Origin of the sequence: Methylocystis parvus (assembly GCF_049675845.1) — a bacterium.
In the GTDB taxonomy this organism is placed as follows: domain Bacteria; phylum Pseudomonadota; class Alphaproteobacteria; order Rhizobiales; family Beijerinckiaceae; genus Methylocystis; species Methylocystis parvus_A.
The window spans coordinates 1,852,733-1,874,089 of sequence record NZ_CP187161.1; the positions used below are offsets into that span (position 1 = coordinate 1,852,733).

Sequence of the window (21,357 nt, forward strand, 5' to 3'; positions counted from 1 at the left end):
CAAAGCGGGGGAGGGTCAGGGAGGGGGAGAGACAAACAATTCGGGAGCGAAACAATGAACCTCGCCAATTTCCGCTACGAGACCGGCGCCGACGGCGTTGCGCTCCTCACCTGGGACATGCCCGGTCGTTCGATGAACGTCATCAACCCGGAGGTGATGAGCGAGCTCGAACAGGCAATCGACACGATCGTCGCCGACGCGAACGTCAAGGGATGCGTCATCGCGTCGGGCAAAAACGCGTTTTCCGGCGGCGCAGATCTCACCATGCTTCAGCAGGGCGCGGCGCAATACGCCAAGGCGCTCAAGGAACAGGGCGAGGAAGCGGCGAACAAGATGTTCTTCGAGAATTCGCGCAAACTCTCGCTGCTCTATCGCAAGCTGGAAACCTGCGGAAAGCCCTTCGCCGTCGCGATCAACGGCGTGTGCCTCGGGGGCGCCTTCGAGCTCGCTCTCGCCTGCCATTACCGCGTGATGGCCGATGACGAGAAGACGAAGGTCGGCCTGCCGGAGATCAAGGTCGGCCTGTTCCCCGGCGCCGGCGGCACGACGCGCGTCTCGCGCATCATGCAGACGGGCGACGCGCTGCAGTTCCTCTTCCGCGGCGATCAGGTGAAGCCCAAAGCCGCGCTCGGCGCGAGGCTGGTGCACGAGATCGCGCCGAAGGCCGAGATCGTCGACCGCGCCCGCGCGTGGATCGTGAATGGCGGCAAGGCGCAGGCGCCGTGGGACACGAAGGATTTCAAGAACCCGTCCGGCAAGGTCTTCTCGCCGACCGGCATGATGATCTGGCCCGCGGCCAACGCCATCCTGCGCCGCGAGACCTACAACAACTACCCCGCCGCCCGCGCGATCCTGCATTCGGTCTATGAGGGCCTGCAATTGCCGATGGATCAGGCGCTCACCGTCGAGTCGCGCTGGTTCGCCTTTATTCTGCGTTCGAAGGAAGCCGCGGCCATGATCCGCTCGCTCTTCCTCTCGAAAAACGAGCTGGAGAAAGGCGCGCATCGTCCGACGGAGATCCCGCCCACGAACCTCAAGAAGATCGGCATTCTCGGCGCCGGCTTCATGGGCGCGGGCGTCGGCTATGTATCGGCGCTGAACGGGCTCGACGTCGTGCTGATCGACCGCGATCAGGAAAGCGCCGACAAGGGCAAGGCGGTGATCGACAAGCTCATCTCCGGCTCCGTCGCCAAGGGCCGCGCGACCGCCGCCGACAAGGACGCGCTGATGGCGCGCATCAACGCGACGCCGGACTATGCGGCGCTTGCGGGCTGCGATCTCGTGCTGGAAGCCGTGTTCGAAGACCGCGCGGTGAAGGCCGACGTGACGAAACGCGCGCAGGCGGTTGTCGGCGGCGACGTGATTTTCGCCTCCAACACCTCGACGCTGCCCATCACCTCGCTCGCCGAGACGGCGCAGGTTCCCGAGAATTTCATCGGAATCCACTTCTTCTCGCCGGTCGAAAAGATGCTGCTGGTCGAAGTCATCATGGGCGAAAAGACCGGCGACCGCGCGCTCGCCACCGCGCTCGACTTCATCCGCATCATCAAGAAGACGCCGATCGTCGTGAACGACACGCGCGGCTTCTACGCCAATCGCTGCGTGCTGAACTTCGTGCGCGAAGGCCAGATCATGCTGACCGAAGGCGTGCCGGCGGCGATGATCGAGAATGTTGCGAAGATGGCGGGCATGCCGGTGGGACCGCTGTCGCTCAACGACGAAGTCGCGCTCGATCTCGGCTGGAAAATCCTGCAAGCGACGAAGAAAGACATTGGCGACGCGGCGATCGATCCGCGCCAGGAGCGCGTGCTCGGCTACATGGTCGAGAAACAAGGCCGCTTCGGCCGCAAGAACGGCAAGGGCTTCTACGACTATCCTCCGACGGCAAGAAGAGCCTCTGGCCGGGCCTATCGGCGCTCGCGGAGGCGCAGCTCGATCCCGATACGCTGGATGTGAAGGAGCTGGAGCAGCGTCTTCTCGTCATCCAGGCGGTCGAGGCGGCGCGCACCATCGCCGAGGGCGTCGTCACCGATCCGCGCGAGGCGGATGTCGGCTCGATCCTCGGCTTCGGCTTCGCGCCCTTCACCGGCGGAACGCTGAGCTATATCGACGGCATGGGGACGAAGGCCTTCGTCGCGCTGTGCGACGCGCTCGCCGCCAAACACGGCCCGCGCTTCGAGCCGCCGCAATTGCTGCGCGACATGGCGGCGAAGGGCGAGACCTTCTATGGGCGCTTCCTGCCGCAGAAGAAGGCGGCCTAGGCCCTTAAGCGCTTATCTCCAGGAGCAAAGCCCGCAAGGAAACTTGCGAGCCCAGAACGCCGAAAGAGCAGGGCCGACGCCCCCTCGCGCTTCGAGACGCCTGCTGCGATCTCGGGCTTGCCCGAGATCGCCCTTTAAGCGCTCAAATCGGGCAAGCCCCACCCGGCAAGCTAGAATCTCATTGGACGACGGCGCTAGCTGTGGCTTGGCTTCCTTCAAGGACGGCGCCCCGCCAAAGACCCCATGACATCCCCCTTGACGGCCGCTAAAAGACCTATGTGGCGTGGGGTCCGACTCGCGCTCTCGGACCCATTTGATGCCTTTCTTCGTGCTGCCCTTCCCTGTCATCGATCCGGTCGCCGTCAATCTCGGCCCACTGCCGCTACGCTGGTATGCGCTCGCCTATATTGGCGGATTCATCCTTGGCTGGGTTGGCCTGCGTTTCCTCGTCGGGAAGGATGAGTTCTGGGCGCAGACCCAGCCGCGCCCGACGCAAGAGGGCGTCGACGATCTTCTCGTCAACGCGGCGCTGGGCGTCATCATCGGCGGGCGGCTCGGCCATGTGCTGATCTACGACCCCAGCTTCTACCTCGCCCATCCGCTGGAAATCCTGCAGACATGGAAAGGCGGCATGGCCTTTCACGGCGGGCTGATCGGCGCGCTTGTCGGCATGTGGCTCTTTGCGCGCAGCCGCGCTTTGCCTTTTCTCACCATCGCCGATCTTTGCGCGGCCGTGGCGCCGGTCGGGCTTTTCTTCGGAAGGCTCGCCAATTTCATCAAGCCGGAAATGTGGGGCCGCCCGACCGACGTTTCCTGGGCGATGGTCTTTCCGCCGGCCGGGTCCGATCCTCGTCATCCGAGCCAGCTCTATGAAGCGGGACTCGAAGGCGTTGCGCTTTTCCTCCTTCTCGCCTTCGCCGTAAAGAGCGGCGCCCTGAAGCGCCCCGGCCTCGTGACGGGGCTTTTCGGGATCGGCTATGGCGCCGCGCGCATCTTCTGCGAATTCTTCCGCGAGCCGGACCCCGTGCAGGAGGCGCTGCCGGGCGGCCTCACAATGGGCATGGTTCTTTCCCTGCCGCTCGTCCTCATCGGCGCGGCGATCCTCCTTCTCTCCCTGCGCCGCCGGAGCGCGCCCGCATGAATCCGCTCAAACAGGAAATCGCAGCGACCATCGCCCATGACGGGCCGATGACGCTGGAACATTACATGGCCCTTTGCCTCGGCCATCCGCGTTACGGCTATTACATGACGCGCGATCCTTTCGGCGCGGCGGGCGACTTCGTCACCGCGCCGGAGATCAGCCAGATGTTCGGCGAGCTCATCGGCGTCTGGGCGAGCGAAGCGTGGCGCATGGCCGGTTCGCCCTCGCCAGCGCAACTCATCGAGCTCGGGCCCGGACGCGGCACGCTGATGTCGGACGTTCTCCGCGTCTCGCGCATCTCGCCCGCCTTTCTGGACGCAATCAGCGTGCATCTCGTCGAGACGAGCCCGACGCTGCGCGCCATTCAGCAGCAGACCCTCGCTAATTCAGGCAAGCCGGTGAGCTGGAACGCGGATGTGAACGACACGCCGCCCGGCCCCGCCTTCATTCTCGCCAACGAGTTTTTCGACGCGCTGCCCGTGCGTCACTACGTGAAGACGATTCCCGGCTGGCGGGAGCGGCTCGTCGGCCTCGCCCCGTCGGGCGAACTGGCTTTTGGCCTCTCGGAACATGTCGAAACGTCGCTGAACGTCCCGGCGCGGGAGGGCTCCATCATCGAGGTGAGCGCCATCGCGCAGCGGATCATGAGCGAGATCGCCGCGCGGCTGGTGCGAGAGGGCGGCGCGCTGCTGCTGATCGATTACGGCTACACGGAAACGTCGCTCGGCGACAGCCTGCAGGCCATCGCGAAGCACGCTTATGTCGATCCGCTGGCCGCGCCCGGCGAAGCTGATCTCACGGCCCATGTCGACTTCGCCGCGCTCGCGCGCGCGGCGAGGGCCGCTGGCGCCAAGGTGATGGGCCCCGTGACGCAGGCGCATTTCCTGGTGCAGCTCGGTATCGAACGTCGCGCGCAGGCGCTCGTGAACCGTGCGACCGAAGAACAGGCCCAGGCCATCGCCGACGCTTTCGACCGTCTCACCGGCACGCAGGACCCGCGCCGTCATATGGGCGCATTGTTCAAGGTTATGGCCGTGACGCATCCCGACATGCCGGACATGCCGGGGTTTATCGTGTGAGCAGCCCCCTCTCCTCCTGAACGGGGGGAGGGAACAAGCAGGACCAACATGACCACCCCCCCCGCCCTCACCGCGCGCAATCTCGACCTGCCCGGCGTACGCCACGCCTTCTTCACCCGCGAGGGCGGCGTGTCGGAGGGCGTCTATGGCTCGCTCAATGGCGGCGTCGGATCGAAGGACGCGCCCGAGCGGGTCGCGCAAAACCGCTCGCGCATGGCGACGCGCGTCGGCGTCGCCCCCGAACGGCTTCTGGTGCCGTTTCAAATTCACTCGGCCGACGCGCTCACCGTGAGCGAACCCTGGGCGCCCGAAGAGCGCCCGCGCTGCGACGGGCTCGTGACGCGAGAAGCGTCGCTGGCGCTGGGCGTCACCGGGGCGGATTGCGGCATGCTGCTCTTCGCCGACGCCAAGGCGGGCGTCATCGGCGCCTGCCACGCCGGCTGGAAAGGCGCCTTCACCGGCATGATCGAGGCGACGGTCGCCGCCATGGAGGCGCAGGGCGCGCGCCGGGCGGACATCCACATCGCGCTGGGGCCCGCGATCGGCCCCGAGAGCTATGAAGTGGGGCCGGAATTCTCAACCCGTTTCATCGAGGAAGACGCCGGTTACGCGCGCTTCTTTGCGCCCTCGCCGCGCGCGGGGCATTCGATGTTCGATCTTCAGGGCTTCATCGCCATGCGCGTCGGCCGGCTCGAGATCGCCTCCTTCGAGGCGCTGGGCGTCGACACCTATGCGGACGAGGCGCGCTGCTTCAGTTATCGCCGCAGCGTTCACCGGCAGGAGCCGGATTACGGGCGGCTCGTGTCGGCCATTGCGCTGGAGGGGTGAGCCCCTCCCCAGCCCTCCCCCGCTTCGCGGGAGAGGGAGTTACATTGTCGCCTTCATCAAGAATTCTGGATCGCGAGCGTCCCCTCTCCCGCAAAGCGGGGGAGGGACAGGGAGGGGGCAAGTCCGCCCCTACTTCGTCGCGTAAGTAAACAGCATCGAATGCGGGAGCCCGCGCGGCGGCGGCGGGAAGGGCGCGGCGGTGCGGACGGCGGCGAGCGCGGCGGCGTCGAGGTCGGGCAGACCGCTCGACTTGTAGACCGCCTGATGGGTGAGATTGCCCATCTCGTCGATATAGAAAGCGACCACCCCCTTCGACGACATCTGCATCTCGCGCACGCGCGGCGGTATGCGCATATGCGGCATGATGAGGCCGTAGAGGATGGAGAGGTAGGTCGTCTTCGCCTGCCCGCCGCCGACAGGCGAGGGCTTGGGCGGCGCCGCGAGCTTGAAGTCCGGCAGCGGCGCGAGCGCAGCCACCTGATCAGCGATCGAATTGGCGTCGCCTTTCTTCGCGGGCTTCGAATCCTCGGTCTTGGGCTTGTCGGTGGGCGTGGGGGCTTTTTCCGCGCGCTCGATGATCTCGGCGTCGGGCTTGTCCTCCACTTCCTTCTGCTCGGCCGCCTCGGGCGGCTTTTCGCCGTCGGCGTCGTCCGGGGCGTCCTTGAGGCCCTGCGGCTTTTCGTCCTTCGGCGCGAATTTCTCCGGCTCGTTGCGCTTGGTCTTGGCCTGATCGGCCTCCTCCGGCGCGTTCACCTCGCTCTTCGACTTGCTCTCGGCCTTGGGCGCGTCGAAGGCAGGCTTCTCGATCTCCGTCGGCGGGGGCGGAGGCGGCGGGGGTTTCTGCTGCTGTTTCTCTTCCGGCGGCGGAGGCTCCGGCGGTTTCGGCTCCTCCTTCTTCTCCTCCGGCGGCGGCTCGGGCGGCGGCGGCTCGGTGATCACCTCGACCGGAATTTCCTCCGGCGGCGGGACGAAGGCGTTGCGCTTGTCTTCCCACAGGAGGAAAGCCAGCAGCGCGAGATGCAGCAGCAGGCCGAGCAGAACGAAGGCCAGGAATCGCGGACGCGGCGCGCCGCCGCCCGGGCGCGGCTCGAACAGCCGGTCCATGGCGACCGCGGCGAGCAACGCGCCACGCGGCTTTTGTCTGACCGTTTCGTTCATCTCGATGGGGGAACCCGTCCGCGAGCCGGGGCAACCTGCGTGCCAATCACAGGGGCGAAATCACGGGGGAATTTGCCACATGCGCCGCCCCCTTCGCAAACCTTCTGGCGTTTTTTGGGGCAAGGCGCTCCCAAGAGCCGCAATGTCGCCTTATGCCGCAGGGTTTTTCGCCCGTCCAGCCATTATATGAGGCAGAGCTAATAAAAGGGCGCGGCCCTGCCGCGCAAAGGGGAGAATCAATGCGCAGCAGCTTCGGTCTCACGCGGCGCGGCTTTCTGCTTTCGTCTGCGGCGGCCCTCGCATCGCCTTCTTTCGCCTTTGGGAAAACGCAGCCGCGCGCGGCGTCCGAGAGCTTCAACCCGGACGTCGACATCGAGCTTGTCTGCAAGCGCGATTCGGTCGCCATCCTCGACGGCGCGCAAACCTCGGTCTGGCGCTATGCGGGCAATCTGCTCAAGGGACCGGCCAATACGCTGACCAATCTGCCGGGGAGCTATCTCGGTCCATTGATGCGCTTCGCAAAGGGCCAGAAGATCCGCATCCGCCTTCGCAATGATCTGCCCGAGCAGACCATCACCCATTGGCACGGCCTGCATGTGCCGATGGAGGCCGACGGCCATCCCATGGCCGCGATCGATCCCGGCGAGACCTATGTCTACGAATTCGAGATGCGCAATCGCGCCGGCCTGAATTTCTACCATCCGCATACGCATGAGGCGACGGCCACGCAGGTCTATCACGGCCTCGCCGGCGGCATCATCGTGGAGGACGAGGAAGAGCGCGCGCTCGGCCTGCCCTCGGGGGAATACGAAATCCCGATCGTGCTGCAGGACCGCAGCTTCGACGACAACAACCAGCTCGCCTATTGGGGCGGCATGCATCGCGACATGTTCGGCTTCTATGGCGAGCGCATTCTCGTCAACGGGCGGCCGGATTACCATCTGGAGGTCGCGAGCCGCGCCTACCGGCTGCGCGTCGTGAACGGCTCCAACGCCCGCATCTACAAGCTGCGCTGGGACGACGGAACGCCGCTCACCGTCATCGGCGTCGATGGCGGGCTTTTGGAGAAGCCCGAGACGCGGCCCTATGTGATGCTCGCGCCGGGCGAGCGGCTCGATCTCTGGGCGGATTTCTCCGGCCGCAAGGCGGGCTCGAAGCTCGTCATGCGCAGCGGAGAATTCGAGGGCCTCGTGCCGCCGATGGCGCAGCGCATGGGCGGCGACGGGCTGATCGTCGGCGACGACTATCCGCTCTTCAGCGTGACGGTGACGCGTGAGATGAGCGACAGCCCGAAGCTTCCCGAGAAGCTCTCGACCATCAGGCATTACCGGATGGAAGACATCGCCAATCGCGACAAGCCGCGCCCCATTGCGCTTTCGATGGGCCATATGGAAGTCGCAATCAACGGCCGCACCTACCATGACGACCTGCTCGACATCGAGCGCGCGCCCGTCGACACGGTGCAGCTCTTCGAGATTTTCCACGAACATGGCGGCGGCATGGGCGGCATGGGAATGGGGCGCATGGGCGGCATGGGGATGGGCGGAATGGGCCCCGGCATGATGCGCGGCGGCATGATGGGCGGCATGGGCGGTGGAATGGGGATGATGGGCATGATGAACATGGCCCATCCGGTCCATCTGCACGGTCAGCAGTTCGAGATATTGAGCCGCAGCTACAATGGCGACGACCCCGACGCTTACGCGACGATCCGCGAGGGGCTGATCGACAGCGGCCTGAAGGACACGGTGCTCGTCACCCATGGCGAGCTCATCCGCATCGCCAAGCCTTTCGGCGATTTCAAAGGGCGCTTCATGTATCACTGCCACAACCTCGAACATGAGGACATGGGCATGATGCGGGAGTTCTCTGTGGAGTGAGCGCGCCTCGCGCGCCTATTCTTCCGCGTCCGTGAAGAGGATGACCTCGTCGGGAAGCCCGATGGTCGCGCTCTTTTCCAGATTGAGTCCCGCGACGCGGGCGAGTCCCGCTTCGGCTTCGAGCAGCACGACGGCTTCATCCGGCATGCGCTGGAGTTTCTCGATCAGTTCGGCGACGGTCATGGGCTTCTCGCTTTTCAAGCGCGAAGCAAGCGCCGAGCCATTCGGCGTCGGCGCCCCTATGACCGGCTTATGTGAGCGCCGTCAGATATTGCAGGCGTAGCTGAGCTCGCTCTTGCTGATCTGATCGGCCACCCAGGCGACGCCCTTGCCGCGGTTCGCTTCGATGAAGGCGGACGCCTTGCTGAGCTGATCGTCGGAGAGCGACATATTGCACATGCGCGCGACCTGGCGGCCGATCTCCGCCTTGCGCGCGACGGGCGTCGGGCGGGAAAGAACGGCGCCGACGGCGTCGGCGGCGGGCGACCTCGCAAAGGCCGGCATGGCCGTCATCAAAAGCGCACAGCACGCGAAAACGCGGGTCTTGGTCATGTCTGTCCTTTTGGTTTGCGGACGCGGCGCGACGCGCCGGCAAGTCCATTTCGCCGCGGCGGGGAAAAATCATCCGCAAGGCGGCCGCCTCATTTAAGCGGCCTTCATTGTGACGACTTTAGGGCCAGCGCCGTGCGGTCTGCGATAAAGCCAAAATGACAAGCGATTGTGATCCGGTTGTTTCGAATTGTCGCGAACGGCCAAGCTGACAAAAATAAGAGGCCCCGCATCCGAATGCGGGGCCCCTAATCGTCGGTGCGTATGTCAGTGCTGCATGCCGCCCGAGCCGCCATGGCTCATGCCGCCCATACCGCCCATCATTCCACCCATGCCGCCCATGCCGCCGCCGCCCATGGACATGCCGACCTTCATGAAGTGCGTCATGGTTTCGCTCGCGATCTTCTTCTGCTCGTCGGAGAGCGCGGTGAAGAGCGGCTCGATCGCGGCCTTCTGGGCGCGCACAATGTCGAGATGATCGGTCATGTGCTTTTCCATCATGTCGAGCTTGCTCAGCACCGGCGGCTTTGCGTGATCCACGCGCTCTTCCGTCGCGCCGCATTTTGCCTGCGCCTTCTGCGCCGCGGCGCGCCAGGCGTCAGCGAAATTGTTCCAGGCCGAAGTCTGCTGGTCGGTGAGTTTCAGCTCGGCCTTCAGATAAGCGAGGCGCCCTTCGAGATGTTCGGTGAAGCCGCACATCATGTGCTGCATCATGCCGCCCATTCCGCCGCCCTTGTCGCCGCCATGCGACATGCCGCCCATGCCGCCGCCGCCCGAGCCGCCATGGTTCATGCCGCCGCCCATCATGCCGCCCATCATGCCGCCCATGTCGCCGCCCGAACCGCCGCCGTGATGGCCCGCATGTTCATCGGCCTTCGGCGCCGCCGAAGGCGCGTCGGGCTTCGCGGCCTCGGCGGCCGGGGCCGATTGCGCCTTGCCGGGATCGGCCCATTGCGCGGCGCCGGCGCCATGCGCGGAATGGTCCATTTTGCTGTGGTCCATCTTGCTGTGGTCCATCTCGGGAGCCGGCTCCGCCCGTGCGAGAACCAGACTGGACGCCAACGCAAGCGCCGCAATGCTCGTCGTAGTGAAGATGGCCCGCGCGATCATGTTTATCTCCCTTGAAATTCTTGATTCGCTGCTTTGGCGATTTACATCGCCAAAGCAGCTTTCGTCCGCAACATTGTCACAGAAACCGGTCCGAAGCATCCCGCCAATTGTCGCGCGTCAAACGGAGCCACAGCACGTCAACGTTTCGCCGTCGCCATGCGTGCGCCGCACAATCAAGGCTGCCGCACGATGCTTCTCGCGGGCGGGTTACGCTGCGGCGACAGGTCGCGGCAGCCGCAATGGGCAATGCAAAATCGCCGCGTTAGGCGACTTTTTTCTCGGCGATCTCCACAAGCGCGCGCATGATGCGGCGCGTCCCGGCGAGACGCTGCTTCATCGACTCGAATTCACGGATGAAGACAATGCGCATGTCGGGCCGCACCTTCGCGGAGACGCCCTGCTCCGCCACGTAGCGAACCAATCCCGCGGGGTTGGCGAAATGATTGTCGCGGAAGGAGATGATGACGCCCTTCGGGCCGGTGTCGACCTTCTCGACATGGGCGCGGCGGCACATGGCCTTGATCGCGACGATCTCGAAAAGCTGCTCGACCTCCGGCGGAATGGGACCGAAGCGGTCGATCATCTCCGCGGCGAAGGCCTCGATGTCCTGATCGGTCTCCAGCGTCGAAAGACGACGATAGAGCTGCAGGCGCAGCGTGAGATCGGGGATGTAATCCTCCGGGATCGTGACCGGCGCGCCGATGGCGATGGTCGGCGACCAGACCTCCTCCTGCGGCTCCTCGACGCCTGCTTTCAGCAGCGTGATCGCGTCGGAGAGCATCTGCTGATAAAGTTCGTAGCCGACTTCCTTGATGTGGCCCGACTGCTCGTCGCCGAGCAGATTGCCGGCGCCGCGAATGTCGAGATCGTGGCTGGCGAGCTGGAAGCCTGCGCCCAGCGTGTCGAGCGATTGCAGCACTTCGAGACGCTTTTGCGCCTGCGGCGTGATGGTGCGATTGGCGGGCGTCGTGAAGAGCGCATAGGCGCGTGTCTTGGAGCGGCCGACGCGGCCGCGCAACTGATAGAGCTGCGCAAGGCCGAACATGTCGGCGCGCCAGACGATCAGCGTGTTGGCGTTCGGAATGTCGAGGCCGGACTCGACAATCGTCGTCGAGAGCAGAATGTCGAATTTGCCGTCATAGAAGGCGGACATCTTCTCTTCGAGATCGGTCGGCGACATCTGCCCATGCGCGACGACGAATTTCGCTTCGGGCAGATTTTCGCGCAGGAAGGCGGCCGCTTCGTCGAGATCCTCGATGCGCGGGCAGACGAAGAAGGCCTGGCCGCCGCGATAGCGCTCGCGTAGCAGCGCCTCGCGCACGATGAGCGGATCGAAGGGCGAGATGAAGCTGCGCACGGCCAGGCGATCGACCGGCGGCGTCGTGATGAGCGAGAGTTCGCGCACGCCCGTCATGGCGAGTTGCAGCGTGCGCGGAATGGGCGTCGCCGAGAGCGTCAGCACATGCACTTCGGCGCGCAGTTCTTTCAGGCGCTCCTTGTGGCCGACGCCGAAATGCTGCTCCTCGTCGATGATGACGAGGCCGAGATCCTTGAAGCTGACGCCCTTGCCGAGAATGGCGTGCGTGCCGCAAATGATGTCGACCGTGCCATCCGTCAGGCCCTTCTTCGTTTCGCGCGTCTCCGCCGTCCCGACCATGCGCGAGAGGCGGCCAATCTTGATCGGCAAGCCGGCGAAGCGTTCGCTGAAGGTCTTGAAATGCTGGCGCGCGAGAAGCGTCGTCGGCGCGACGACCGCCACCTGCTTGCCGTTGATCGCGGCGGCAAAGGCGGCGCGCAGCGCGACCTCCGTCTTGCCGAAACCGACGTCGCCGCAGACGAGGCGGTCCATCGGCCGCCCGGCAGCGAGATCGTCGAGCACGGCGTCGATCGCGAAGAGCTGATCTTCCGTCTCGTCGTAAGGGAAGCGCGCGCAGAATTCGTCGTAGAGGCCTTCAGGCGGCGTGAGCTTCGGGGCCGCGCGAAGCTGGCGCTGCGCGGCGATGGCGATGAGGCCCTTCGCCATTTCGCGGATGCGATTCTTCATCCGCGCCTTGCGCGCCTGCCAGCTCGTGCCGCCCATGCGGTCGAGCTGCGCGTCGGCGTCTTCGCCGCCATAGCGGCTCAGCAGCTCGAAATTCTCGACCGGCACGAAAAGCTTCTGGCTGTCCGCGTAATGCACTTCGATATAGTCGCGGCGCACGCCGCCGCTGTCGAGCGTCGTCAGGCCGACGAAGCGGCCGATGCCGTAGTCCACATGCACGACGAGATCGCCCGCCGTGAGCGCGGCGACTTCGCCGAGGAGATTTTCGGTCGGCTTGCGCTTACGCCGGCGGCGCACGAGACGGTCGCCGAGAATGTCCTGCTCGCCCACCAGCGCATAAGCGTCGGTCTCGAAGCCATGTTCCACGCCGAGCACGGCGAGCGTCGCGGCGCCCTGCCCTTTCGCCAGCGCCATCGGCAAGGAATTGACGAGCGAAAAATCCTTGAGCCCGTGTTCCTGCAACACATGGCCGAGACGCTCGCAGGAGCCGTCGGACCAGCCGGCGACGATCACGGTTTTGCCCTGCCCGCGCAGCGCCTGCACATGGTCGACCGCCGCCTGGAAGACGTTCGTCTCCGGCTCGTTGCGCTCCGGCGCGAAGTCGCGGCCCGGACGCGCGCCGCAATCGACGGCGTCGGCGCGCTCCGAGGCGAAAGGCGAGAAATGCGCCGCGCCGCGCTCTTCGAGAGCATCACGCCATTCCTCGCGCGTGAGGTATAGCGCGCCCGGCTCCAGCGGCTTGTAGTTCGAGCCCGCGGGATCGAGGTCGTAGACCTCCTTGCGCGCGTCGTAGTAGTCGGCGATCTGCTTGATGCGCTCGCTCGCCGCATCCTCGACCAGCGCGTCGAGCATCAGCGGCGCCTCGCCAAGATAGTCGAAGAGCGTGTCCATGCGCTCATAGAAGAGCGGCAGCCAGTGCTCCATTCCGTGATGGCGCCGGCCCTCGCTCACCGCCTCATAGAGCGCGTCGCCGCGCGTCTGCCCGCCGAACTTCGCCGCGTAATTCTGGCGGAAGCGCCGCATCGTGTCGGATGTCAGCCGCAATTCGCTCATCGGCGTGAGATCGAGCGCGCGGAGCTGTCCCGTGGCGCGCTGCGTCTCGGGATCGAAGCTGCGGATGGATTCGAGCGTATCGCCGAAGAAGTCGAGGCGGATAGGCGCCGGCAGGCCGGGCGGGAAGAGGTCGATCAGACCGCCCCGCTGGGCGTATTCGCCGGTCTCGCGCACCGTGCTGGCGCGCAGAAAGCCGTTAGCCTCCAGCCACAGCGCCAGTTCGTCGAGCTTCACCACATTGCCGGGAGCCGCCGAAAAGCTTTCGGCGGCGACCATCTTTTTGGGCGGCACGCGCTGGAGCAGGCAGTCGGCCGTCGTCGTCACGACGCGCGGGCGCTCGGCGGAGGAGCTGGCGCGGGCGAGGCGGGACAGCGCCGTCATCCGCCGCGCGACGACATTGGCGTGGGGCGAGACCCGATCATAGGGCTGACAGTCCCAGCCGGGCACGTCGAGAATCTCGACATCGGGATTGGCGAAGCGCAGCGCCTCGCGGAACTGGGCCGAGCGCGCGCCGTCGCGCGCGACGTGAACGAAGACGGCCGGGCGCCCCTCCGCCTCCCGCGCCAAAGCGCGGGCGAGATCGGCGCAGAGGAAGGCGTCGAACCCTTCCGGCGCCTGGGCGAAGAGCAGCTTCTCGCCCTTGGCGAGGCGCGCACGCGCATTTTCGAGCGCGCTGGCCGCGCCCTTCATCTTCACGGCCGCCTTGCTCAATGAATGGGTCCGTCGTGGGTGTGGAAAGCGATGATCGCTTTAAGTAGGGCCGTGTCGCGCTCGGGCGGGGGGGCCGCGCCGCCCGCGAGCCAACTCAGGAGCTCGGCGTCGGGGAGGTCGAGCAGCGCCTCCATCTCGTCGAGCTCGGCCTCGCTCAGCGCGTCGATCCGGGCGTCGACGAACCCCCCGACGAGGATGTCCAGCTCGCGCATGCCCCGGCGCCACGCCCGAATTTTGATCCGGCGGCGGCGGATGTCGCTTTCGCTGAGGCCGGACGCCTCGGCCTGTGGATGTTGGGGCATGGAGTGAATCGCTTCAAATGCGGAGCCCGAGAATTCGCGCCCCGCCCTTGGGCTGGATTATCGCAGCGGGACCCGAAAGAAAAGCGCGGTAACGCGGGCGTCGCACAAAGGCGCTTGACTTACAAATCCGGGCGCCCTATCCCGCAGTCCTCGCGCGAACAACGCGCCGCGCGGGGGAGTAGCTCAGTTGGTTAGAGCGCCGGCCTGTCACGCCGGAGGTCGCGGGTTCGAGCCCCGTCTCTCTCGCCACGAAATCAGCAAGTTAGCTAGCCATTCCCAAATGATGTTCCGGCGATTTTTCGGAACGCATTACGAAAAATCATGCTTGTTTCCTCCCTCCGCGCGCGCAAGCGCGCGCGGGTTTCTGGAGACGACGATCATGGTGGCATTCGCCCTTTGATCCGCGCCCATTGGCGTCTATTTTTGGTTGTTCGATTGGCCGACCCACAAGGACCGTGGCGCGGATGTGGGGCTCAGGCTGACGGACACGATGAGCGCGACGAACATGCATATCCCCAACAGGAGCGTAAACTGTTCTTTTCTTGCCATTTTTTTAATCCAAAAGGCTTCCAGCAGCGAAACAGTGCGGAAACACAGCGTCTTATGACCGCTCTCTTCCTGATGTAGATTGCGCAGACCGTCAAACGGGATTGCGAAGCGCGGGCAACATGATGGATGACATTTTAAAACAAATGCTTAGCGAAAAGGGGTTGCAGGATGACGCTGTTGACTGGGTTATACAAGACATAACCCCAAGGCTATCCTTCCTTGATGGAAACCTGTCATCTGAGGTTTTCGCCTATCCGCCCGGGATGAGCTCGCTTTACGCGCGTGCAATCAGAAGCGCTTTTCAAGAATTGCTGGGTTTAGAAGTAGAACTCTACTACGAAAAATCTCGATACGAAAACGACAATGGACAAGCGCTCGATCAGGCTCCCCAATAAAGCGGATCTCGCGAAAGCTCGAAGGCGTAGGCGATGCGCGCGGCGCGGAGCGCGTAGATCGCTTTCTTGATATCGTCGCGGACACCTAACCGCAGGGCGCGGGACAGCGCGCCGCGGGCGAGGATGATTTCCGAATATGCGAGAGCCACAGGCGAAAGGTCTCGATCGAAATCGTTATACACTTCAAAATCTCTTATATGGGCCAATATGTCCGGCAGCCGCAAAGAGCTGCGTTCCAGAGAACAATAAAGACAATTCGCGCTTTTAGGATTTCCCGCGTGTGTTTCAACGGCTTCCCCAAAACGGAACTGTTTACGCCTCCGACGGGCGACAGACTCCGCCGGAAAAGGAGGAGTCTAAGGTGCTTCTCAACGATGCTTCAGCGCGCTCCGGTGTGTGGCTTCCATTATAATGCAAAAAATTCGATTATGGATTACGCCCTTTTCGGCAAGGAGCGTCTGCAATTCCTCTTTGAAAAGTCCGCGCATCCTGCCGCCAGGCTCCCAATCTCGAATGCTGACGCGTCGATCGCCCTCGAGCGCAATTGCGGATAAATCCGCCATGAGATCGGGGCAGCAGGTCTCGGTGTAGAGCGCCAGCGCCGCGAGTTTCGTCGCCTTCGCCTCGGGCGCATCCTCCTCGGCGAAAACGTCTGGTGGCCAGAAGGCCGCGAATAGCGCCACAAACGCAGTGATCGAAGCCTGTGCGACATATGACGCATTTTCCGTTTTCATTTACATAAACTCCAACAAAAACAACCATTAAAGCTTAGTCGAGATCGAAAAGGACTCCATACGTAACTCTACCTAATCGCTGACTTTTTTGATCAATTCGAGGACTTCACCGCCTTGTAAAAACGCCCGCTGCAGCGAGGGCCCTTCGGCCGCGCATATCCCGAGGCTGCGAGGTCGGCGGTCTATGGGGGCGGCATAAGCCGTGCGCGCTGCCGACCGGCAATCTATCTGCTCGAGATCGGGCCCTCAGAAATGCTTCGTCGGCCGAGACGCTGAAGAGCGACCGATGTCTCGCCGCGAATAGCCACGCTTGCGTTAATCGCAATTATGCATTCTAGCTTAGCTGTTTGGGTTTGATCGGAGCAGCGCAGATGGACGACGCCAGGAAGAGCAAACGCGGCTTCGCCTCCATCTCTCCCGAGAAGCGCCGGGAGATCTCAGCGAAGGGCGGCAAGAGCGTGCCGCCCGAGAAGCGCAGCTTTTCGCGGGATTCTGCGTTGGCGTCCGCGGCGGGCAAGAAGGGCGGTCATTCGGTGAACCCGGCCAATAGATCGTTTTCCAAAGACCCAGCGCTCGCGTCCGAAGCCGGCGCGAAGGGTGGGAAGGCCTCGCACCAGAGCCCGCGAAGATACAAAGGCTAAGGGCGGCTCTCCTGCGATAGAATTTTCAAATACCGTATTTGCCCGGATGAGCCGAATTGTCGCATTGCGGAAACTTTCGGGAAATGAGAAACCTGAGCCGCTAGCAACGGCCATGCTATCCCGAAGCAAGCTTCCGGCGTCGACTCATGGGGCCGAGGCGCGAAATTGCCTCCGGGGTAGTCATGTTGGCGTGCATGCGCTCGGAGTTGCGGCCCTCGAGCGGGGTCCATGTTTCCGTGATCAAAGAATTCGCAAGGGAAACGTCAGGATTCTCCCGTGCGAAATCTACATAGAAATCCCGCCGGAACTGCTCGATAGAAGTGGCCCCTTCCGTATCGAAAATACGGCGAAAGAGCCTCTTCCCGCCAAGCTCTACTGCTATTTCAACCACCATGGCCGTCCCCCCTCACTTAGCTGTAAGCGGGAGCTCTCAGTCTCTCAGCCGTCGACGCCTGCGGCCTTCAGGCTGCCGACGATGCTTTGAGGATAGGGCTCTCTGGCGAATAGACGAGCCTTTGTCGTAATTTAAGCAGGCAGGTTGCGTCGCTGGAAGCCAGTCGCTTGCTCGGCGCGACTGACTAAGTCAGCGCTTGCGAAGCCGTCCGCGTTTCCGCGCTTCGTCCACTTTTCTCACGGTTTCCAAGTCAACCGGCGCGTATGTCTTCTGCAGATTCGCGCTGCTCGCAAAATCATTCGCGAGCTTCGTCCCGATCTCCTCGGCCCCTGCCCCGCCGCGCAGCGCCTCGACGGCGCCGCTGCGACGAAAGTCGGCGAGCGTACGTCGCTCGCTCGGCCCGAACGCCAGCGCGCGGACTGACCGAAAATCATCGCCCAACGTGTCCTTGCTGTAGGGGCGGCCGGAGCGGTTCCGGAAGATCGGCGCCGTCGGCGCGATCGCTGCGCCGAGCCCTTCGAGATAGGCGTCGAGAATGCGGCTCGCAGGGCGCGAGAGCGTCGCGATCGCCGAGCGGCCCGTCTTGGCGCGGGAGACGTCGAAAACGTCTCCCTGGCCGTCTCTGGCGCGCTGTGCGGGCGTCAGGCCGCGCGCGTCGACTGGCGAGAGGCTCGAATCCCAGGCGACGGCGATGACGGCGGCGAGTCCGCGGTAACCCGCTCGCCACGCCGTCTTGACCAGGCGGCGCGCCTCCGCGTGCGTCCAGAGCGCCTGGCGCCGCGCAGGTTCGAGGTTTCGCACGCCAAGCGACGGATCGGCGTGCCGCTCGCAATAGCCCAGGGCGGCGGCGACCCGCCACAGCGCGCGCCAGATCTTGACGACGCGATGCGCCTCGCGGCGCGAGACCTTGCGCTCGACGCGAAGGCGGAAGGCCGAAATCATTTCCAGCGTCACGGCCGCCGGCGGCATGGGACCAAAAATCGGACCGATATGCGCCCAGGCGCGATCCCATTCCTCGCGCGTGCGGTCGGCCTTGAGCGACCATTCTCCTGTTGCGCGGTAGCGGCGGAACGCCTCGTCGAGAGAGCCGCGCGGCGCGAGCGGCATGGACGGCTTCGCGCGGGCTTTCGCCTTGATGGCCTGCCATTCCTTGTTGCGCGCCTGGGCCTTGCGCCAGGCTTCGGGGCCGTCCGGCCCGCAGGCGAGCGCCTCGAGCCCCGCCGCGCGCATTTCCCGCGTCGGCTGCCAAAAGCCATTGCCGCGCACGACGCGGTAGTATGGGACTCTAATCCTGACCATCGCGCTCCTCCGGCCCGTAGAGCTCGTTGAGCCGCGCAAAGACGCCCGCGGCTTCGACCATCTCTGGCTTCAACAGACTCTCGGAAGCCGTCGTCGTCAAGATCGTCGCACCGTCGCCGTCGAGGCGCACGCCGGCGATCGCTATACCGGCGTGAGCCATGGCTTTGAGCGCGCGGGCGAGATCGTGCTGACGGAAGGGAGCGCGGGCGCTCATGGGCGGGGCTCCGGAAAGCCGTTATGCTCGACGCCGTCGAGAAGGCGGCCGGCGCGGGCACGGCCGACGCGAATCATGAGCATTGCTTGTTTCCCGCCCTGAAAAGCGCCGTGCGCCTCGACGGCGACGAAGCGATTGGCGTCGTCGTGCAAGACGCATTGTGGGAAGCGTCGGCGGCGCGCGGCTTCTGGAAAAGTTTTCAGCGCGGGGTGATAGGCCGCGTCAATCTCGTCTTCGCTCATTTCGCAAACGGGCTTCCATTCGCCCCATTGCTTGAAGAAAAACGGAACGCCCGCCGCCGCGCATTGACCGCGCAGGCTGCGCGCCCATGCGGGGTGCATCGGGCGCGCGTTCGGGCCGCTCTCGCCGCCGCAGATGACCCAATCGAGACGCGGGCCGTCATTGTCGTAGTCGCCGGCGCGCGAAAGCGTTTCACCGGTCAACGCCTTCACGTGCATTTGCCCATTGGCGAATGGCAGATTGCCCAACTCGACCGGGCCGAGCATTGGCTCGACGCTCACGAAACGCGCGGCCGCCGGCGTAGCGAGCAAGTCGGGAATGCGCTCGTCGGCGCGCTTCTGGTCTTCGGCCGTCACGCCGCACCAGACATTAGCGGGCGGCCACCGGTGCAGGGTTATGTCGTCTGGCAAATCTACGTCGCCAATGCTTTTGATCGGCCAGTGATCGTCAGAAATAGCGCTTTTTGGGACTCTCCCCGCAATGATGAGATCGAGAATCGCGCGGGCGATACGATGCGGCCTGCGCGGATCGCTCATATAGGCTCGCATGCGCGCTGGGCACTTCGTCAGCACTTGGAGCGTATGCCAGCTCGCCAGCGCCATAACCGCGAAGATGCGGTCGAGCCATTCGTCTTTCACGCCCTCATGAAAGAGATCGCCATGCGCGGCGACGAAGATTCGACGCGGGCGCTCCCACTGGAGCGGCTGCAAAAGCCATTCCTCGTTGAACCGGACCTCACCCGTCCAGACCGGGCCCGTCTTCGTCTCGCGCGTCAAGCCGGCACGGGAAGGATGATTGCGAAGCCGAGTGCCTGCGAGCCGCATCGCATAACAATTCGTGCAAGCGGGGGAAACGATCGAGCAGCCCGTCACGATCTGCCAGGTTGCGTCCGTCCATTCGATCGACGATCTCTCGCTCATGGGCTCACGCCCTCCCCTTCCGTTTGAGTTTCACGCGTCTGGGCCCGCTAGCGCTTCGACCGGTTGAAGAGAAAGATGACCATGGCGCGCCAGCGCGGGATTTTCTTGGACATGGCGAGCTGGATGATAGACGGCTCCAACGCGCCGCTGCTGCGCGACGCCCTAAAGATTGCGCCGAGCTCGGTTACGGCGAAGGTTCCCTTGTATTCCTTGCCATGCAGCAGCTCCTCGGCCGCCTTGATGTCGTCGGCGGCGATCGGGGCGCATTCCCCGATGACGAGAGCCTCGAGCGCCTGTCGCGCGCCCATGGCGCCACGACGCGCGACGAGCGTGCGGATGGTCGAAATCGCCGTGGTTGCGCCGATCTCATAGACGCCGTCCTTGGATCCGCATGGCAGCAGGGTCACGCCCGCCCGCTTGCAGACCTGCTCGATGGTGAGCGCGTCCTCGTCGCCAGCGGCGACGGCTGCGTGGTGGATCTGGATGGGCGTCACCGCCACGCGGTCGCGATTATGGCCGACAAAGGCCCGCGCCCGGCTTTCCGTATCCTTCGCGCCGATGATCATGACCGGAATCTTGTCGATCCCGCCATGCGTCGCCGCGGCGATCGCCGTATGCTGGCCGTCGACAATGTGCCACGCGCCGTCGACATTGACGACGATCGGCGGCTTGAAACGCGCCCAATCCCATTTCGCGACGATCTTCGCGATGAGGCGCCGGCTGCGCTCAGAAAGGCCGCGCTGATAATCCTCGTCGACACAGAGCTCCACCGGCGACAGCATGCCGAAGGCGGGCGCCGACTCGACGATCGGCGCACGATCGACCGGGCCGATATCGAGCGGGCGGATCGGGCGCAGATAGGTCACTGCCGCCTCCACATCAGATGAGCGTCGAGCCGCTGCTGCGCCTTGCTCATGACTGGACCTGCTCGAATGCGTTGGTCGCCGCGCAATAGCGCCAGTCGCCCGTGTCAACGAAAGTATAGAAGGCCGCGCGGTAAGTCTCCGGGTCGGCGCCGGCGTCGCGTAGCGATTCGACCATCTCGGCAACGTCGATCGCCACCGTCTCGACGTTCCAGCCGTCGAGGACGCAACACTGTTCGGCTTCCTTCGGCGGATCCTGGGAAAGAGAGTATCCGTCGGGACGCAGATGCAGATCGATGACGCCGTAATCGTCGCAGCGCTGGAAGCGCACCAGGTCGCCATCCTTCAATTCGCGCGGCTCGCGATCGTCGTCCGGAGCGGCGATGCAGGCGCGTCCGCCGATCGTTTCGATCCACGCCGTGGGATGATCGCGGCCCGGCGGCATGACTTCGTCGAGGAAATGCTCGGGCCACCATTTCTGTCCAATCGGTTGCATGCGCTTCTCCTCAGAGCGGAATGTCGTCGTCGAGCTGATCGGCGAGGCGTTGCGGCTTTTCGCCCATGGCCATGCGCGGGTCGTCATATTGCTTCGGGCGCGACGACGTCTGGCCGTAGCTTTCCGGATCGGGGCCGGCGCGTTGGGCGTTGTCGAGGAGGCAGATTTCGCCCTGATAGGCCTTCAGAACGATCTCCGTCACTTTGCGCTGATTGCCATCCTTGTCCGTGTATTCGCGCGTGCAGAGCATGCCCTCCACGTAAACCCGGCTGCCCTTTTTGAGATATTGCTCGGCGATCTTGCCGAGCCCCTCGTTGAAGATGACGACATTGTGCCATTCGGTGCGCTGCTTGCGCTCGCCGCTGTTCTTGTCCCGCCAGGTTTCGTCGGTCGCGACCGAGAAGGTGACGACATTGCCGCCGCTCGGCATGGTGCGGATATCGGGATCGCGACCGAGGCGACCGACGAGAATGACCTTGTTGACGCTGCCAGCCATGGG

The 21,357-nt window shown here is 64.4% G+C and carries 21 protein-coding genes, 1 tRNA gene and 1 pseudogene; 9 read left to right on the plus strand and 14 right to left on the minus strand.

The annotated features are described in order from the left end of the window. Positions 1–54 precede the first annotated feature (54 nt). The 4 genes and pseudogenes from ACPFMJ_RS09505 to ACPFMJ_RS09520 all read left to right on the plus strand — a co-directional run bounded on the left by ACPFMJ_RS09505 (position 55) and on the right by ACPFMJ_RS09520 (position 5,309). Positions 55–2,261 (plus strand): annotated as a pseudogene (locus tag ACPFMJ_RS09505) (3-hydroxyacyl-CoA dehydrogenase NAD-binding domain-containing protein). A 316-nt stretch (positions 2,262–2,577) separates the two neighbouring features. After that, complete coding sequence (gene lgt, locus ACPFMJ_RS09510; protein ID WP_424363548.1) at positions 2,578–3,402, plus strand: prolipoprotein diacylglyceryl transferase; 825 nt, start codon at positions 2,578–2,580, stop codon at positions 3,400–3,402. Continuing rightward, on the plus strand, positions 3,399–4,481 hold the full coding sequence (locus ACPFMJ_RS09515) for a class I SAM-dependent methyltransferase (protein WP_424363549.1): 1,083 nt from the start codon (positions 3,399–3,401) through the stop codon (positions 4,479–4,481). The genes lgt and ACPFMJ_RS09515 overlap by 4 nt, the downstream gene beginning before the upstream one ends. 48 nt (positions 4,482–4,529) lie before the next feature. Then, the gene (locus ACPFMJ_RS09520) at positions 4,530–5,309 is read left to right on the plus strand and encodes a polyphenol oxidase family protein (protein ID WP_424363550.1); all 780 of its coding nucleotides are present in this window, start codon (positions 4,530–4,532) and stop codon (positions 5,307–5,309) included. A 129-nt stretch (positions 5,310–5,438) separates the two neighbouring features. Here ACPFMJ_RS09520 and ACPFMJ_RS09525 read toward each other — a convergent pair whose 3' ends face one another. Next, positions 5,439–6,467, minus strand: coding sequence for a TonB family protein (locus ACPFMJ_RS09525; RefSeq protein WP_424363551.1), 1,029 nt, complete (start codon positions 6,465–6,467; stop codon positions 5,439–5,441). A gap of 239 nt (positions 6,468–6,706) precedes the next feature. Here ACPFMJ_RS09525 and ACPFMJ_RS09530 point away from each other — a divergent pair, with 239 nt between their 5' ends. Then, complete coding sequence (locus ACPFMJ_RS09530; RefSeq protein WP_424363552.1) at positions 6,707–8,347, plus strand: multicopper oxidase family protein; 1,641 nt, start codon at positions 6,707–6,709, stop codon at positions 8,345–8,347. A 15-nt stretch (positions 8,348–8,362) separates the two neighbouring features. On the opposite strand, the gene ACPFMJ_RS09535 is transcribed toward ACPFMJ_RS09530, so the two are convergent. From ACPFMJ_RS09535 to ACPFMJ_RS09555, 5 genes are all read right to left on the minus strand, one after another. Next, positions 8,363–8,530, minus strand: coding sequence for a hypothetical protein (locus ACPFMJ_RS09535; protein WP_424363553.1), 168 nt, complete (start codon positions 8,528–8,530; stop codon positions 8,363–8,365). Positions 8,531–8,611: 81 nt separating this feature from the next. Further along, entirely contained in the window at positions 8,612–8,899 is a 288-nt protein-coding gene (locus tag ACPFMJ_RS09540) for a hypothetical protein (RefSeq protein WP_424363554.1), read from the minus strand. 264 nt (positions 8,900–9,163) lie between these two features. Further along, positions 9,164–10,006 carry a Spy/CpxP family protein refolding chaperone gene (locus ACPFMJ_RS09545; protein ID WP_424363556.1) on the minus strand — a complete coding sequence of 281 codons (843 nt, stop codon included), beginning with the start codon at positions 10,004–10,006 and terminating at the stop codon, positions 9,164–9,166. 262 nt (positions 10,007–10,268) lie between these two features. Further along, on the minus strand, positions 10,269–13,790 hold the full coding sequence (gene mfd, locus ACPFMJ_RS09550) for a transcription-repair coupling factor (RefSeq protein WP_424363831.1): 3,522 nt from the start codon (positions 13,788–13,790) through the stop codon (positions 10,269–10,271). Between the two features lie 17 nt (positions 13,791–13,807). Then, positions 13,808–14,113: a succinate dehydrogenase assembly factor 2 gene (locus tag ACPFMJ_RS09555; RefSeq protein ID WP_424363557.1), complete on the minus strand. Its 306-nt coding sequence runs from the start codon at positions 14,111–14,113 to the stop codon at positions 13,808–13,810. Between the two features lie 172 nt (positions 14,114–14,285). Between ACPFMJ_RS09555 and ACPFMJ_RS09560 the strand changes: the two genes are divergently transcribed. From ACPFMJ_RS09560 to ACPFMJ_RS09570, 3 genes are all read left to right on the plus strand, one after another. Beyond that, a tRNA-Asp gene (locus tag ACPFMJ_RS09560) sits at positions 14,286–14,362 on the plus strand. A gap of 72 nt (positions 14,363–14,434) precedes the next feature. Further along, a complete protein-coding gene (locus tag ACPFMJ_RS09565) occupies positions 14,435–14,740 on the plus strand; it encodes a hypothetical protein (protein WP_424363558.1) in 306 nt (101 codons plus the stop codon). A gap of 41 nt (positions 14,741–14,781) precedes the next feature. After that, entirely contained in the window at positions 14,782–15,057 is a 276-nt protein-coding gene (locus ACPFMJ_RS09570) for a hypothetical protein (RefSeq protein WP_424363559.1), read from the plus strand. Here the strand turns inward: ACPFMJ_RS09570 and ACPFMJ_RS09575 are convergent. Together ACPFMJ_RS09575 and ACPFMJ_RS09580 are read right to left on the minus strand one after the other, a co-directional pair. Beyond that, the gene (locus tag ACPFMJ_RS09575) at positions 15,042–15,239 is read right to left on the minus strand and encodes a hypothetical protein (protein WP_424363560.1); all 198 of its coding nucleotides are present in this window, start codon (positions 15,237–15,239) and stop codon (positions 15,042–15,044) included. The two genes, ACPFMJ_RS09570 and ACPFMJ_RS09575, sit on opposite strands and share 16 nt — an antisense overlap. Before the next feature lie 186 nt (positions 15,240–15,425). Beyond that, positions 15,426–15,791, minus strand: a complete 366-nt coding sequence (locus tag ACPFMJ_RS09580; protein ID WP_424363561.1) for a hypothetical protein — start codon at positions 15,789–15,791, stop codon at positions 15,426–15,428. Between the two features lie 371 nt (positions 15,792–16,162). Here ACPFMJ_RS09580 and ACPFMJ_RS09585 point away from each other — a divergent pair, with 371 nt between their 5' ends. Continuing rightward, positions 16,163–16,432 (plus strand): general stress protein, encoded by a 270-nt coding sequence (locus ACPFMJ_RS09585; protein ID WP_424363562.1) that lies wholly within the window; start codon positions 16,163–16,165, stop codon positions 16,430–16,432. Between the two features lie 583 nt (positions 16,433–17,015). Here the strand turns inward: ACPFMJ_RS09585 and ACPFMJ_RS09590 are convergent. The 6 genes from ACPFMJ_RS09590 to ssb are packed head-to-tail and all read right to left on the minus strand — an operon-like array spanning position 17,016 to position 21,354. Further along, positions 17,016–18,125, minus strand: coding sequence for a tyrosine-type recombinase/integrase (locus ACPFMJ_RS09590; protein ID WP_424363563.1), 1,110 nt, complete (start codon positions 18,123–18,125; stop codon positions 17,016–17,018). Next, positions 18,112–18,339, minus strand: coding sequence for a hypothetical protein (locus ACPFMJ_RS09595; protein ID WP_424363564.1), 228 nt, complete (start codon positions 18,337–18,339; stop codon positions 18,112–18,114). Before ACPFMJ_RS09595 ends, ACPFMJ_RS09590 begins: the two co-directional genes overlap by 14 nt. Next, positions 18,336–19,499: a phage Gp37/Gp68 family protein gene (locus tag ACPFMJ_RS09600; protein ID WP_424363565.1), complete on the minus strand. Its 1,164-nt coding sequence runs from the start codon at positions 19,497–19,499 to the stop codon at positions 18,336–18,338. Before ACPFMJ_RS09600 ends, ACPFMJ_RS09595 begins: the two co-directional genes overlap by 4 nt. Before the next feature lie 47 nt (positions 19,500–19,546). Beyond that, a complete protein-coding gene (locus ACPFMJ_RS09605) occupies positions 19,547–20,365 on the minus strand; it encodes a hypothetical protein (protein ID WP_424363566.1) in 819 nt (272 codons plus the stop codon). A 46-nt stretch (positions 20,366–20,411) separates the two neighbouring features. Next, positions 20,412–20,858 (minus strand): hypothetical protein, encoded by a 447-nt coding sequence (locus ACPFMJ_RS09610; protein WP_424363567.1) that lies wholly within the window; start codon positions 20,856–20,858, stop codon positions 20,412–20,414. Positions 20,859–20,868: 10 nt separating this feature from the next. Beyond that, positions 20,869–21,354 (minus strand): single-stranded DNA-binding protein, encoded by a 486-nt coding sequence (gene ssb, locus ACPFMJ_RS09615; protein ID WP_424363568.1) that lies wholly within the window; start codon positions 21,352–21,354, stop codon positions 20,869–20,871. Positions 21,355–21,357: the final 3 nt, after the last annotated feature.

Bases quoted from the DNA above. Each gene is read 5' to 3' on its own strand.
- lgt (WP_424363548.1), top strand. From the start codon at position 2,578: ATGCCTTTCTTCGTGCTGCCCTTCCCTGTCATCGATCCGGTCGCCGTC.
- ACPFMJ_RS09515 (WP_424363549.1), top strand. From the start codon at position 3,399: ATGAATCCGCTCAAACAGGAAATCGCAGCGACCATCGCCCATGACGGG.
- ACPFMJ_RS09520 (WP_424363550.1), top strand. From the start codon at position 4,530: ATGACCACCCCCCCCGCCCTCACCGCGCGCAATCTCGACCTGCCCGGC.
- ACPFMJ_RS09525 (WP_424363551.1), bottom strand. From the start codon at position 6,467: ATGAACGAAACGGTCAGACAAAAGCCGCGTGGCGCGTTGCTCGCCGCG.
- ACPFMJ_RS09530 (WP_424363552.1), top strand. From the start codon at position 6,707: ATGCGCAGCAGCTTCGGTCTCACGCGGCGCGGCTTTCTGCTTTCGTCT.
- ACPFMJ_RS09535 (WP_424363553.1), bottom strand. From the start codon at position 8,530: ATGACCGTCGCCGAACTGATCGAGAAACTCCAGCGCATGCCGGATGAA.
- ACPFMJ_RS09540 (WP_424363554.1), bottom strand. From the start codon at position 8,899: ATGACCAAGACCCGCGTTTTCGCGTGCTGTGCGCTTTTGATGACGGCC.
- ACPFMJ_RS09545 (WP_424363556.1), bottom strand. From the start codon at position 10,006: ATGATCGCGCGGGCCATCTTCACTACGACGAGCATTGCGGCGCTTGCG.
- mfd (WP_424363831.1), bottom strand. From the start codon at position 13,790: ATGAAGGGCGCGGCCAGCGCGCTCGAAAATGCGCGTGCGCGCCTCGCC.
- ACPFMJ_RS09555 (WP_424363557.1), bottom strand. From the start codon at position 14,113: ATGCCCCAACATCCACAGGCCGAGGCGTCCGGCCTCAGCGAAAGCGAC.
- ACPFMJ_RS09565 (WP_424363558.1), top strand. From the start codon at position 14,435: ATGCTTGTTTCCTCCCTCCGCGCGCGCAAGCGCGCGCGGGTTTCTGGA.
- ACPFMJ_RS09570 (WP_424363559.1), top strand. From the start codon at position 14,782: ATGATGGATGACATTTTAAAACAAATGCTTAGCGAAAAGGGGTTGCAG.
- ACPFMJ_RS09580 (WP_424363561.1), bottom strand. From the start codon at position 15,791: ATGAAAACGGAAAATGCGTCATATGTCGCACAGGCTTCGATCACTGCG.
- ACPFMJ_RS09585 (WP_424363562.1), top strand. From the start codon at position 16,163: ATGGACGACGCCAGGAAGAGCAAACGCGGCTTCGCCTCCATCTCTCCC.
- ACPFMJ_RS09590 (WP_424363563.1), bottom strand. From the start codon at position 18,125: ATGGTCAGGATTAGAGTCCCATACTACCGCGTCGTGCGCGGCAATGGC.
- ACPFMJ_RS09595 (WP_424363564.1), bottom strand. From the start codon at position 18,339: ATGAGCGCCCGCGCTCCCTTCCGTCAGCACGATCTCGCCCGCGCGCTC.
- ACPFMJ_RS09600 (WP_424363565.1), bottom strand. From the start codon at position 19,499: ATGAGCGAGAGATCGTCGATCGAATGGACGGACGCAACCTGGCAGATC.
- ACPFMJ_RS09610 (WP_424363567.1), bottom strand. From the start codon at position 20,858: ATGCAACCGATTGGACAGAAATGGTGGCCCGAGCATTTCCTCGACGAA.
- ssb (WP_424363568.1), bottom strand. From the start codon at position 21,354: ATGGCTGGCAGCGTCAACAAGGTCATTCTCGTCGGTCGCCTCGGTCGC.